Raw genomic sequence first — 12892 nt, 5'->3', positions numbered from 1 at the left:
CAGGTTGCCAAAGATCGACTTTTTGCTGATCCGATGAGTATTTTTGAATGAAATCATTCATAATAGAAACGAATATTCATTCCTGTCAGGAGACACTTGATGGCGGCTACACCCATTACTAAAAAAATAAAGAAGGCAAAAGGACCTGCTAGTGGCGCCACGGCTGCCGGACAAGTTCAATCCTTAAGCCGTGGACTGACGCTTTTGGAATACATTTCTGAATCGACAGGAGGGATCGCCCTCACTGATTTAGCCCTTCAAGCTGGTTTACCTAATTCCACAACTCACCGTTTATTAATGACTCTCGAACAGCACGGTTTTGTGCGCCAGACAGGGGATCTCGGGCTGTGGGTGATCGCTTCTCATGCTTTTATCATCGGCAGTAGCTTCCTTGAAAGTCGTAATTTATTAGCCCTTGTCCACCCGATATTACGCCGTTTGATGGAAGAATCTGGCGAAACTGTCAATTTAGCGATTTTGGATCACTCGGAATATGACGCTGTGATTGTTGACCAAGTGCAATGTAATGCGCTAATGCGTATGTCTGCCCCAATTGGCGGGAAGCTGCCATTACATGCATCGGGTGCAGGAAAAGCGTTTATTGCCAATTTGCCTGAAGAGCAGCTAATTCCATTACTGGGTAAAAAAGGCTTACATGCCTATACGCCGCATACATTAACTAACCCATCCGTATTGAAAGAAAATCTGCAACAAGCTAAAAAACAAGGATTTTCTTATGATGATGAAGAGCATGCGCTGGGGTTAAGATGTATTGGTGCCTGTATTTATGATGAGCATAAAGAAGCATTTGCCGCGATCTCAATTTCTGGACCACTTTCGCGGATCACCGATGATCGGGTAACAGAGTTGGGAGCAATGGTGATCAAAGCCGCTAAAGAAATCAGCCATGAATATGGCGCTAATCGCTAGTAAGCAACAGTGCGGGATCTCCCCGCACTTCTTTGATTAATCATGTTACTGGCGGGCTAATCACCCTGTTGACTGGATGTATTTTCCAATGTATTCGATTTCAAAGATTGTTTGAATTTTGGCATATTACGGTATTTTTCAATCAAGGCTAAAGCGATAGCTTCCGTTTCCGCATCTGCCCGCCCATCAATATCCCGTGGACGATAATGCATTTGGAATGCACGCAACGTCTGCTTAGTTTCTTTATCTAATTTTCCTGTCAGGGGGATCCCTGCATAACCATAAAATTTCAATGCTTTTTGTAGGTTTAATACACTGGCAGGTGCATTAATTTGCCGTCCAGCTAAATACTTATTAACGGCTTTAGGATCAGGCCAAGCGCCAATCCCATGCAGCGCTAATGATTGCCATGGAAACGCACGTCCTGGGTCTTGTTTACGCAACGGCGCGATATCACTATGACCAATGACATTTTCTGGAGGAATGTCATAACGTTGCATGATATCTTTCAATAGCGGGATCAACGCATCTATCTGTGAATCATTAAAAGGCGGCCAGATATCTTGACCATTTTTTCTCACCAAACCCTCGTTAACGATTTCAATACCTATCGAGCTATCATTAAGTCCATGATGATATTGCCAGCGGCTATCCCCTGCATGCCATGCTTTCAAACGCTCAGGAACGAGTTGTAAAATAACAGGCTGACCATTTTTTTGTGCTGGTTGACTCGGAATGAGGTAGTGGGAACTGACTTTTCCTTTCGTTAATATTTTAATTGAATGGGCATCATCAGAAACAGTGTAATGTAGAACAATAAATTGAATACGCTCGCTAGTATTCTGTGACGGGTAACTCTGATCGAGATAGTAGCCCGTTTTTGAAGGTGTCGCTGAACAACCGACAAGTAGGAATATGAGAAATATCCATATTGCCCTAGCCATTTAAAACTGCCCTTTTTTCATGTTGAATTGTCGTACATTTAAGCACACCCCCCTCGATAAAACCATGGGAACTTTTCGCAAAGTATCATCTTAAATATGAACAAACTTTAAAAAAAAGAGTAAATTAAATGAATAAAAAAAGTAGGATATATATACTTTTATAAAAAAAACTAATCGATTTTAATCGTTATCTGCTTTTATCATTTAAAAGCAGAATCATCAGATTCATGATATTTAATTATTAAATTAAAGATAGGATTAATAATTAAAATCATTTAATCATTATAATTTTTTTAATATATAAAATATTAAGCAGATTGAGAATAAATTAAAAACTAGCCAGTTCAACCTCACTAAAATTAACTTTCTCTTTTTCAAATTGACGCGTAATCATCGTTGTAATTTCATAAATATCAATTTCAAGTAAAATAGCAATCTCGATTAATTTATCTAAACTCAGCTTATTCACACCAAGCTCATATCGAGATACCTGCTGCTGGCTAAGCTGAATAATAGAAGCTAACTCTTGCCCTGATAACCCTTTACGTACTCTAGCTTTACGAAGATGATTGCCAAGCAAAGCATAAATATTTTGTTTTTCTGACATGTACATGCTCACCTCAATATAAATAACCCAATCAAACATTAACTGGCATTATAAAAACAATCTATTTTTTTTAAAATAGATAAAAACAATTGAATTAACTATTATTGATAGGAATTTAAGGTGGCATTATGATTTTAACTTTCAAGGCTTACTATTATTAGTTGTAATTCATTGCTTTATAAAATATTTTTTTAATATCATCGATTATTTTAACCATGTGGAACTATTATTAAAATATCTATAATTTAATAATATTTTACAATTTAAACAGTTACGGAAATAATTGGTAACTAAAAATCACTTGCACTCACTTTTTAAATTTATTTTAAAAAGTAAACTTTATTTAAAATAAAACCATACAGGATCAATATTAAAAATAGATAATTAGCAGGATTAACTTTCAAATCAACCTTATCTAAATACCATAATGCCACTTTTTCCTTGAAGATAAGAAAATAGCTCTACATCCATTACCCGTAAATTTTTTCGTTGCGAAGAAGCATGACGAAATATCACTTCTTCCCCTTCTCGAATAACAACACCCACATGAGTAACATCCAATCCTGATGCAGGGGAATAAATACCAATGTAATCCCCTGTTTTTAGCTGCTTCAGTAACTTTCTATCAATAAACCGAGTTGGAATATAACCAATCACTCTTGGTGTTATTTTAACCGTATCAATAATAGGATCACCGTTACTTTTTTTATTAAGTTGTTTATTAACAAAAACAGTGTGGGGACTCAATTGAGCCGTTATATCAGAGACAACATGATGATCCCCTTCAACCCAATCCGAAAAGAAATGACGACGTTGATTAAATGCGACTTTTGCATCGATATAGCGTACTTTTTCTAAATTTGAGGCAAACTGTTCAGGATCATCCGCATATTTAAAGGCCTCGCTATACTCAATGAATGTCATGCAATCAACCGCTTTTAAGTCAATGATTAACCGTTCCGTTGAGAATGCATCCATATTTAAAGTGCGATTATTGTACGGCGTGCCCAACAAAATAGCGGTTGCATTCGCCAGTTTTTGTTCAGCATGACTACCCTGGCTGGCTGAAATCGCCTTATCTAATACGCCGTAAGACCCTGTGGTTAAGACCACTTCAGGCAGTTCTGTCGCTTGAACGCTGCTTGTGTACCACCAAAAAGCACCTAACAGCCACCCAAGCGAATTATGTTTTTTCAACCCAGCCATATATCCCTACTTGATTTTTATCTCAATACCATTGACCAACTCATTATAGTTATTATTTATCATTCTGTTAGGCCGAAATAATCACGATTACTCCCAAATTATTCCTCACCCCTCTTCTTGATTCAGATCACAGATATGTCGAAATCTTCATTTTGATCATTGCAACAATTGTTTTTTCATTGAACAATGTTACCGGTAACATAAAGAATACTGTTTGTATAATGGAGCCATTATCATGAGCAAAAATATTTCTGACGTCACACCGTCAACCAAGGTCAATGACCACATTTTACAGATCACCCAACGTATCATCGCGCGTTCCAAAGCGACTCGAAAAGCCTATCTCGAAAAAATTGAACAGGCTCGTAGCAGTACTGTACATCGTGCTGAATTAGCGTGTGGGAATCTGGCTCATGGTTTTGCCGCCTGCCAAAGCGAAGAAAAAAGTATTCTCAAAAGCATGACCCGTTCCGATATCGCTATCATTAACGCCTATAACGACATGCTTTCCGCCCATCGTCCCTATGACCGCTACCCAGATCAATTGAAACAAGCACTACTGGAAAATGGTGCGATTGGGCAGGTGGCCGCTGGTGTTCCTGCCATGTGCGACGGCGTTACTCAAGGGCAAGATGGTATGGAGCTCTCATTACTGAGCCGCGATGTTATCGCGATGTCCACTGCCATTGGGCTTTCCCACAATATGTTCGATGGTGCACTCTATTTAGGGATCTGCGATAAAATTGTTCCAGGACTGATGATGGGTGCACTCTCTTTTGGCCATCTGCCCGCAGTTTTTGTCCCCGCAGGTCCCATGAGCACAGGCTTGCCCAATAAAGAGAAAGTGCGAATTCGTCAGCTATATGTTGAAGGGAAAGTTGACCGCAATGCATTACTTGACGCTGAAGCCGCCTCCTATCATAGCATTGGTACCTGCACATTTTACGGCACCGCAAACTCTAACCAAATGGTGATGGAAGTGATGGGGCTACATTTACCGGGCTCTTCCTTTGTTCCACCTGATTCTCCATTACGTGAGGAACTTACTCGTGCCGCGGCTCGCCAAATTACACGTCTGACTGAGCAATCAGGAAATTATTTACCGATTGGTAAACTGGTTGATGAGAAAGTGATTGTGAATGGTATTGTGGCGCTTCTGGCAACGGGCGGATCCACCAACCTCACCATGCATCTGGTGGCGATTGCACGCGCCGCTGGCATCATTATCAATTGGGATGATTTCTCTGATCTGTCTGCTGTCGTTCCGCTGATTTGCCGTATTTATCCAAATGGTCAAGCCGATATTAACCAATTCCAAGCGGCCGGTGGCGTTCAGTTGTTGATCCGCCAACTCCTTGCTAAAGGTTTACTCCATGATGACGTTCACACCGTCGCTGGATTTGGATTATCACGCTATACCCTCGAGCCTTGGTTGGACAACGGTCAATTATCTTGGCGTGAAGGGGCAAAAAATTCTTATGATCTTGAAGTGATTGCTGATATTGATCATCCGTTCTCCCATCATGGTGGGACTAAACTACTGTCTGGAAACCTCGGCCGCGCCGTGATGAAAACGTCAGCCGTTCCCGTTGAAAACCAAGTGATTGAAGCCCCTGCCATCGTGTTCAATAATCAAAATGATATTGCACCATGTTTTGAAGCAGGCGAATTAGACAGAGACTGCGTGATTGTGGTTCGTTTCCAAGGACCATCTGCGAATGGTATGCCTGAATTACATAAATTAATGCCACCACTCGGGGTCTTATTGGACAAAGGCTATAAAGTGGCATTAGTCACCGACGGGCGATTATCGGGAGCATCCGGTAAAGTGCCTTCCGCGATTCATGTTACCCCAGAAGCTTACAATGGCGGCTTACTCGCCAAAGTCCAAAATGGTGATTTAATTCGCGTTAATGCATTAACGGGAGAAATTGAGCTTCTCGTGGATGAACAAATTTTATCCTCTCGTCAACCTTATGAAGCCGACCTGAGTGCAGAACGAGTTGGCTGTGGTAGAGAGTTATTTGGTGCATTAAGACAACATTTATCCGGCGCCGAAGAAGGTGCTTGTAGTATTAATTTTTAATTTATACCGCTTAATAGGATTTATTATGAATAATTGGAAAATGACCGCTGAAGATGTTCTAAAACAAGGTCCTGTTGTTCCTGTCATTGTGATCAAAAAACTCGAGCAAGCCGTTCCTTTAGCAAAAGCCTTACTCAAAGGCGGTATCAAAGTATTGGAAGTCACGTTGAGAACAGAGTGTGCCATCGAAGCCATCCGACTGATTGCTGAAGAAGTCCCTGAAGCGATTGTTGGTGCCGGTACCGTCATCAATGCAAAACAGCTCACAGAAGTGACCCAAGCTGGTGCACAATTTGCTATCAGTCCAGGCTTAACAGATGAGTTATTAGCGGCTGCGAATCAAGGTAGCATTCCATTAATTCCTGGGATTTCCACCGTCTCTGAATTAATGGCGGGTATGAACTATGGACTAAAAGCGTTCAAATTCTTCCCAGCCGAAGCCAATGGTGGCGTGAAAGCGCTCAAGGCGATTGCAGGACCTTTCTCGCAAGTTCGCTTCTGCCCAACTGGCGGGATCTCCCTCGCAAATTACCGGGATTACCTCGCACTAGACAGCGTGCTATGTATTGGCGGCTCATGGTTGGTGCCGGAAGATGCTCTGGAAAATGACAACTACGATAAAATCACCGAATTAGCACAGCAAGCGGTGCAAGGCGCTCTGTGATTGTTAAGTCATGAAGTGGGTCATTGACCCACTTTCAATCAACTAAGCCGAAGAGGTAGCTTGAAGAAATCGACGACAAAATCGCTGATCTTCCGAGTAAGCAAACACATCTTCGACATACCCATCCAAAATACGTTTTTGCAGTTTTTGCCAATAATCCGCGCTAAATAAATCTTGATGATGCAGCTGTAAATAGTCCCTGACTTTCGGATCTTGGCATAAGAATTGCGCAAACTCTTCGGGGAAAACATCTTGCTCCCTCACGCTGTACCAAGGTTCACCTGAGAGTTCTTGCTCAGGGTAAAGCGGCTCAGGGATATGGCGGAAATTCACCTCGGTCATATAGCAAATTTCATCATAATCATAAAATATCACCCGACCATGACGTGTTACTCCAAAGTTTTTAAATAGCATATCCCCTGGGAAAATATTGGCAGCAGCCAACTGTTTGATAGCGCAGCCATATTCTTCTACCGCGTGATAAAGCTGCTCATCCGATGCTTCATCCATAAAAATATTCAGCGGGATCATCTTACGTTCCATATAGAGATGACGAATTAATATCTTATCCCCCAAATCTTCAACCTGAGACGACGCCTCCGTCAGTAACTCGGTCATTAGCTCATCACTGACAAAACGCTTTTCAATAATAAAGTTTTCAAACTCTTGCGTATCCGCCATGCGCCCCACTCGGTCGTGCTCTTTGACCATTTGATAACACTCAAGCACTCGAGCTTTAGTCACCTCTTTTTGTGGCGCAAATTTATCTTTAATAATCTTAAATACCCGATCAAATGATGGCGCCGTAAACACCAACATCACCATCCCTTTCACGCCGGGGGCGAGGGTAAATTGTTCCAGTGAAAAGTTTAAATACGCCAAATATTCTCGGTAATATTCTGTTTTACCATGCTTTTGGCAACCAATCGCCATGTACAACTCAGCGATTGATTTACTGGGTAAAATTTCACGTAACCAGAAAACTAGCCCAGCTGGAAACGGCGCATACACCATAAAATAAGAGCGGGCGAAGCCAAACACTATGCTCGCGTCATCAAAGCCAGTTAAACACGCGTCTACATACATTTTGCCGTCTTCATCATGGTGAATAGGCAATAAGAATGGGTAAACTTGGTGATGGATATATAGCTTCCCAACTAACCATGCAGCTTTATTTCGGTAAAACAGCTCATTCGCCACATGCAATTGGGCATCTTGCTCTACAATCTCAGGGAAGCGCTGCCTTAGTGTTTCCACAATACATTCAATATCAAAGGCTAAATCTCGCCACACCAAGCGAATCGGTAAGCCGCTTAAGATCCCATTAAATACCGTTTCCATATTCCCATTAAGCTTATATTCGCGAGCTAATGGTCTTGGTAAGGTACAAAAGCGCCGTGCAGGTTGCGAAGTAAAAATAAACAGATTTTCTTGGGTCAGCTCTCGATGTTGAAACAATCGGCAATACACTGAATTAAAAAAACTTTCAGCAATTTCAAAACGAGGGTAATCCGGTAGCAATGTCGCATAAACCTGTTTAATTCTAGCCAAATTATAGGGACTGAGCGATTGCACTAGCCCCATACATTGTAGCTGAGCAACGACGAGTCCCACATGGTGGTCGTACAGCTTGATCCTTTTTTTCATCGCGTGTTGAACCGCATGCCAATCCCCGCGTTCAAAGCGTTCTTGAGCACCCGAGGTGATTTCAAGAAATCGCCCATATTGCGCATCAAAGCCCTGTAAAATGGTTTGAGCGATGATCTGTTCAGTTTCGAGGGTCATCTTCACTCTCCCAATAAAAAACAGGCACTTACGTGCCTGAAAAATCAAAAGATACACTTATGTCAACACACATACACCGAGCAATAAAACTCTAAATTTCTTCCCGATTAGAATTGCTCTTCTTCAGTAGAACCCGTTAATGCCGTGACCGAAGAGCTCCCCCCTTGAATCACCGTCGTTACCTTATCAAAATAACCAGTTCCCACTTCTTGCTGATGAGAAGAGAAGGTATAACCTTTATTGATAGCCTCAAATTCACATTCCTGAACTTTATCAACATAGTGTTTCATTCCCTCGCCTTGTGCGTAAGCGTGGGCAAGATCAAACATGTTGAACCACATGCTGTGAATTCCCGCCAAGGTAATAAACTGGAAGCGATAGCCCATATCTGACAACTCTTGTTGGAAACGAGCAATAGTGCTGTCGTCCAAATTTTTCTTCCAGTTAAATGAAGGTGAACAGTTATAAGCCAATAATTTACCAGGGAATTTAGCGTGAATTGCCTCAGCAAATTGGCGTGCAGCTTCCAGATCAGGCTTGGAGGTTTCACACCAGACTAAATCAGCATAAGGTGCATAAGCTAAGCCTCGGCTAATCGCTTGCTCTATCCCTGCGGTAGTACGGAAGAAACCTTCAGCCGTACGCTCACCAGTGATAAATGGCTCATCATAAGGGTCACAATCTGACGTTAATAAATCAGCAGCGTCCGCATCCGTTCTGGCAACTAAGATAGTAGGAACACCTGAAACATCTGCTGCTAAGCGCGCTGCAACTAATTTTTGGATTGCTTCTTGGGTTGGAACTAAGACTTTTCCGCCCATATGGCCACATTTTTTCACCGCCGCCAATTGATCCTCAAAGTGTACCGCCGCAGCACCCGCTTCAATCATATGCTTCATCAGCTCAAACGCATTGAGTACCCCACCAAAGCCAGCTTCCGCATCCGCGACGATAGGTAAAAAGAAATCAATATATTCTTTGTTATCAGGACCAATGCCATTCGCCCACTGAATTTGATCTGCACGACGGAATGTGTTGTTGATCCGCTGAACAACGTTAGGCACTGAGTCCACAGGATAGAGTGATTGGTCTGGATACATGCTGGATGCCGAGTTCGCATCTGCCGCAACCTGCCAGCCAGAGAGATAAACAGCTTCAATCCCCGCTTTTGCTTGTTGCAATGCTTGCCCGCCAGTTAAGGCGCCTAATGCATTTACGTAGCCTTTCTTCGCGCCACCATTCAATTGTGCCCAAAAGCGTTCTGCACCCTTACGAGCTAATGTATGCTCAGGATTGACCGAGCCACGTAATTTGATCACTTCTTCGGCCGCATATGGGCGAGTGATACCTTTCCAGCGTGGTTTTTTCCACTCATTTTCCAATTGAGCAATCTGTTCTAAGCGCGATGTTGTCATGATTTACATCCTTTCTTGTTATCTGTCTTTGTAGGGTAATTGAGTGCTATCTGTATTCTTCGACTTGGCTAATCAAGTAATTGGTAGCCCGGTATAGTTAAAAACGCGATCAATTCATCTTGGGTTGTGATTCGGCGCATCAGCTCACTGGCTTCTTTGAATCGCCCACTTTGAAAACGATGGTCACCGAGCTCTTTCTGGATGACTTGCAACTCTTCATCCAACATCTCTTCAAATAATGCTTTCGTGACTTTCATACCGTTCGATAGTGATTTTCCATGACGGATCCACTGCCAAATTGATGTCCGTGAAATTTCAGCGGTAGCCGCATCCTCCATCAAACCATAGATAGGTACACAGCCATTTCCTGAAATCCATGCTTCAATGTATTGCACCGCCACGCGAATATTGGCGCGCATACCTGCTTCAGTTCTTTCGCCCTCACAAGGCTTTAGTAGCTGCTGCGCGGTGATTTCATCATCATTTTCACGTCGAACATTCAGCTGATTTTTTCGCTCACCTAATACTTCGTTGAAAACCGCTATGACCGTATCTGCTAAACCTGGGTGTGCAATCCATGAACCATCATGGCCATTGCGCGCTTCCAACTCTTTGTCCGCTTTAACTTTGGCGAGAATGGCTTGGTTTTCCTGTTCATCTTTACTTGGAATAAAGGCGGACATTCCCCCCATTGCAAACGCACCGCGGTGATGGCAGGTTTTGATCAGCAAACGTGAATAGGCACTTAAAAATTCCTGTGTCATTGTCACTGACTGTCTATCCGGTAAAACGCGGTCAGCGTGCTCTTTCAATGTTTTGATATAACTGAAAATGTAATCCCAACGCCCACAGTTAAGCCCAACAATGTGGTGACGCATGTGGTACAAAATTTCATCCATCTGGAAAACTGCTGGGAGCGTTTCAATTAAGACTGTGGCTTTGATAGTGCCGCGTGGTAAGCCCACATAATCTTCTGCTGCGCTAAATACATCGCTCCACCATTGAGCTTCCTGCCAAGATTCCAGCTTCGGAATATAGAAATAAGGACCGCTTCCCTTAGCCAGTAATGCCTGATAGTTATTGAAAAAGTAGAGCGCAAAATCAAACAGTCCACCGGGGATTGGTTGATTATCAGCAAGCACATGTTTTTCATCTAAATGCAGTCCACGCACTCGAGCTATCAATACGGCAGGGTTAGATTTCAGCTGATAAACTTTGCCATTTTCATTGGTGTAAGAGATTTCGCCGGTGATAGCGTCCCGTAAGTTGATCTGCCCATCGATCAATCTTTCCCAGGATGGCGATAAAGAGTCTTCAAAGTCAGCCATAAATACTTTTACGTTAGCATTCAATGCATTGATCACCATTTTCCGATCAACTGGCCCAGTAATTTCTATACGACGATCTTGTAAATCATCAGGAATATTTTGAATTTTCCAATTTGCATTTTTAATGGAATTAGATTCCATAATGAAATCAGGTAACTCACCAGCATCAATCCCTTTTTGGCGATGTGCTCTATCTTCAAGTAGCTTCTCTCTTCTTGGTAAGAAACTTTCAACAAGATAAGAAAGAAAGACAATAGAATCAGCACTTAATATCTGCTTTGCTTGCTGAGAAAATGCTTTCTTAAACGTTAAATCTGAAATAGATAACTGCTGATCCATTGTTTTTTCCTCACTCATGGCTGGCTATAAATTAAGAGTAAACTCAAAAATCAAATAAATCAAAAACGGTTTCCATTTTAATTTTAATTAAACGTATGACATTGATTATAAAGAAATTAAGTAAATTTATTATTTTGCTTTTGATTTCTATCATTAAAAATAAAATGTTAAATATAAGTTAAATCATAAGGTTATCTATAAGGGGAAATTTTCTTTTGAAAAATAGAAAATGAGTAAACAGACAAAAACTGTTTATTTATTAATCTATAAAAAGGAGGGAATTTTGATTTAAAGGCTAAATAATTTTGATTATTCAGCCTTATATTCTGAGATATGACCAGTGAACTGGCATTAAGTAAGTTTTTTAATCTAATGTCGGTTCCATATGAGTAAGATCGAATGGTGTGATCTGATACACATAATAATTAAGCCAATTGGAGAATAACAAGTGGCCATGACTACGCCAACGAACTTCCGGCGAATTATTCGGATCATCATTTTTGAAATAATTACATGGCAGTTCCGGCGTGATCCCAGCACCCACATCACGCCAATATTCTTGAGATAATGTTTCTGCATCGTACTCTGGATGCCCCGTGACAAATGCCAAACGCTTATCTTTTGATGCAAATAAGTACGCTCCCGCTTCCGGTGAGCTGGCTAAAATATCAAGGTCAGTGTGCTGACGAATATAATCTTCAGGGAAATCGGCATAACGGGAATGCGGCGCATAAAAAGAAGCATCAAACCCGCGAGTTAATAATGCGTAAGGCTCTAATGTTTCGTGTGAATATACACCAGAAAGTTTCTCTTTACGGGTTAATTTAGGTAAATCATACAATACGTTAAGTGCAGCTTGAACAGCCCAGCAAACAAACAATGTTGAAGTCACATGTTCTTTTGCCCATTCAATGACTCGCTCTATTTGTTCCCAATAACACACGTCAGCAAATTCTACTAACCCTAGCGGTGCTCCTGTGACAATTAAGCCATCAAAATTTTGGTGCTTAATATCTTCAAAATCACAGTAAAAATTGTTCAAGTGTTCCGTTGGCGTATTTTTAGATTCTCGCTGATCAATGCGTAAAAGCTGGATGTCGACTTGCAATGGCGTGTTTGATAACAACCGTAAAAATTGGTTTTCAGTTTCAATTTTTTTAGGCATCAAATTCAGTATCAGTACTTTCAAAGGACGGATCTCCTGAAGGCTGGCTCTTGTCGTAGTCATGACAAAAACATTTTCTTCACGCAAGAAATTAACTGCTGGTAGCTCATCAGGCAGGCGAATTGGCATGGTGCATCCCCTTAAATATACTTTATACGTTTAGACTTCTAGAATGCTAAACAATCTAACCAATGTGACTCTACTTGTCGAGCGTTTCAAAGCAAGTTGAAATAATTTCAAGCTATGGTCAGTATTATAGAAATATTGAAAGTCTAACAAACTGGTAACTCAATGATCTCCAGACTTTTTATTACAATATAATGGCTAAAATGGCTTAGACTTTTTTATTCTAAAGTAGAGAACATTTTAAGATTTATAGTTTTTCAAATAAAAATTTTCGGATGATAGTTTTTGCATGATAGC

General features: G+C 41.3%; 10 protein-coding genes. 3 read left to right on the top strand and 7 right to left on the bottom strand.

What is annotated here, in order from left to right; all coding sequences use genetic code 11:
- The first annotated feature begins 99 nt into the window (after positions 1-99).
- Positions 100-930: a glyoxylate bypass operon transcriptional repressor IclR gene (gene iclR, locus LDO51_RS08170; RefSeq protein WP_225577049.1), complete on the top strand. Its 831-nt coding sequence runs from the start codon at positions 100-102 to the stop codon at positions 928-930.
- Positions 931-986: 56 nt separating this feature from the next.
- Here the strand turns inward: iclR and LDO51_RS08165 are convergent, their stop codons facing one another.
- The 3 genes from LDO51_RS08165 to LDO51_RS08155 all read right to left on the bottom strand — a co-directional run bounded on the left by LDO51_RS08165 (position 987) and on the right by LDO51_RS08155 (position 3687).
- Entirely contained in the window at positions 987-1874 is an 888-nt protein-coding gene (locus LDO51_RS08165; RefSeq protein WP_225577048.1) for an N-acetylmuramoyl-L-alanine amidase, read from the bottom strand.
- 328 nt (positions 1875-2202) lie between these two features.
- The gene (locus LDO51_RS08160; RefSeq protein WP_225577047.1) at positions 2203-2481 is read right to left on the bottom strand and encodes a helix-turn-helix domain-containing protein; all 279 of its coding nucleotides are present in this window, start codon (positions 2479-2481) and stop codon (positions 2203-2205) included.
- A gap of 411 nt (positions 2482-2892) precedes the next feature.
- Entirely contained in the window at positions 2893-3687 is a 795-nt protein-coding gene (locus LDO51_RS08155; protein ID WP_225577046.1) for an N-acetylmuramoyl-L-alanine amidase-like domain-containing protein, read from the bottom strand.
- A gap of 235 nt (positions 3688-3922) precedes the next feature.
- Here LDO51_RS08155 and edd point away from each other — a divergent pair, with 235 nt between their 5' ends.
- Both edd and LDO51_RS08145 read left to right on the top strand, forming a co-directional pair.
- A complete protein-coding gene (edd, locus tag LDO51_RS08150) occupies positions 3923-5773 on the top strand; it encodes a phosphogluconate dehydratase (protein ID WP_225577045.1) in 1851 nt (616 codons plus the stop codon).
- Positions 5774-5798: 25 nt separating this feature from the next.
- Positions 5799-6437 carry a bifunctional 4-hydroxy-2-oxoglutarate aldolase/2-dehydro-3-deoxy-phosphogluconate aldolase gene (locus LDO51_RS08145; protein WP_225577044.1) on the top strand — a complete coding sequence of 213 codons (639 nt, stop codon included), beginning with the start codon at positions 5799-5801 and terminating at the stop codon, positions 6435-6437.
- Between the two features lie 42 nt (positions 6438-6479).
- Here the strand turns inward: LDO51_RS08145 and aceK are convergent, their stop codons facing one another.
- From aceK to metA, 4 genes are all read right to left on the bottom strand, one after another.
- The gene (gene aceK / locus LDO51_RS08140; protein WP_225577043.1) at positions 6480-8222 is read right to left on the bottom strand and encodes a bifunctional isocitrate dehydrogenase kinase/phosphatase; all 1743 of its coding nucleotides are present in this window, start codon (positions 8220-8222) and stop codon (positions 6480-6482) included.
- Between the two features lie 107 nt (positions 8223-8329).
- The gene (aceA, locus tag LDO51_RS08135) at positions 8330-9637 is read right to left on the bottom strand and encodes an isocitrate lyase (protein WP_225577042.1); all 1308 of its coding nucleotides are present in this window, start codon (positions 9635-9637) and stop codon (positions 8330-8332) included.
- Positions 9638-9705: 68 nt separating this feature from the next.
- On the bottom strand, positions 9706-11304 hold the full coding sequence (gene aceB / locus LDO51_RS08130; RefSeq protein ID WP_225577041.1) for a malate synthase A: 1599 nt from the start codon (positions 11302-11304) through the stop codon (positions 9706-9708).
- A gap of 364 nt (positions 11305-11668) precedes the next feature.
- A complete protein-coding gene (gene metA / locus LDO51_RS08125; protein ID WP_225577040.1) occupies positions 11669-12598 on the bottom strand; it encodes a homoserine O-acetyltransferase MetA in 930 nt (309 codons plus the stop codon).
- Positions 12599-12892 lie beyond the last annotated feature (294 nt).

The organism is Providencia alcalifaciens (genome assembly GCF_020271745.1).
GTDB lineage: Bacteria > Pseudomonadota > Gammaproteobacteria > Enterobacterales > Enterobacteriaceae > Providencia > Providencia alcalifaciens_B.
Note: the sequence above shows the minus strand (reverse complement) of the source record. Positions and strands in the feature narration are given on the sequence as shown.

What these genes read in the sequence shown, in the direction of transcription:
- aceB (WP_225577041.1), bottom strand. Translation starts at nt 11,304, where the DNA reads ATGGATCAGCAGTTATCTATTTCAGATTTAACGTTTAAGAAAGCATTT.
- iclR (WP_225577049.1), top strand. Translation starts at nt 100, where the DNA reads ATGGCGGCTACACCCATTACTAAAAAAATAAAGAAGGCAAAAGGACCT.
- aceK (WP_225577043.1), bottom strand. Translation starts at nt 8,222, where the DNA reads ATGACCCTCGAAACTGAACAGATCATCGCTCAAACCATTTTACAGGGC.
- LDO51_RS08160 (WP_225577047.1), bottom strand. Translation starts at nt 2,481, where the DNA reads ATGTCAGAAAAACAAAATATTTATGCTTTGCTTGGCAATCATCTTCGT.
- LDO51_RS08145 (WP_225577044.1), top strand. Translation starts at nt 5,799, where the DNA reads ATGAATAATTGGAAAATGACCGCTGAAGATGTTCTAAAACAAGGTCCT.
- aceA (WP_225577042.1), bottom strand. Translation starts at nt 9,637, where the DNA reads ATGACAACATCGCGCTTAGAACAGATTGCTCAATTGGAAAATGAGTGG.
- edd (WP_225577045.1), top strand. Translation starts at nt 3,923, where the DNA reads ATGAGCAAAAATATTTCTGACGTCACACCGTCAACCAAGGTCAATGAC.
- LDO51_RS08165 (WP_225577048.1), bottom strand. Translation starts at nt 1,874, where the DNA reads ATGGCTAGGGCAATATGGATATTTCTCATATTCCTACTTGTCGGTTGT.
- LDO51_RS08155 (WP_225577046.1), bottom strand. Translation starts at nt 3,687, where the DNA reads ATGGCTGGGTTGAAAAAACATAATTCGCTTGGGTGGCTGTTAGGTGCT.
- metA (WP_225577040.1), bottom strand. Translation starts at nt 12,598, where the DNA reads ATGCCAATTCGCCTGCCTGATGAGCTACCAGCAGTTAATTTCTTGCGT.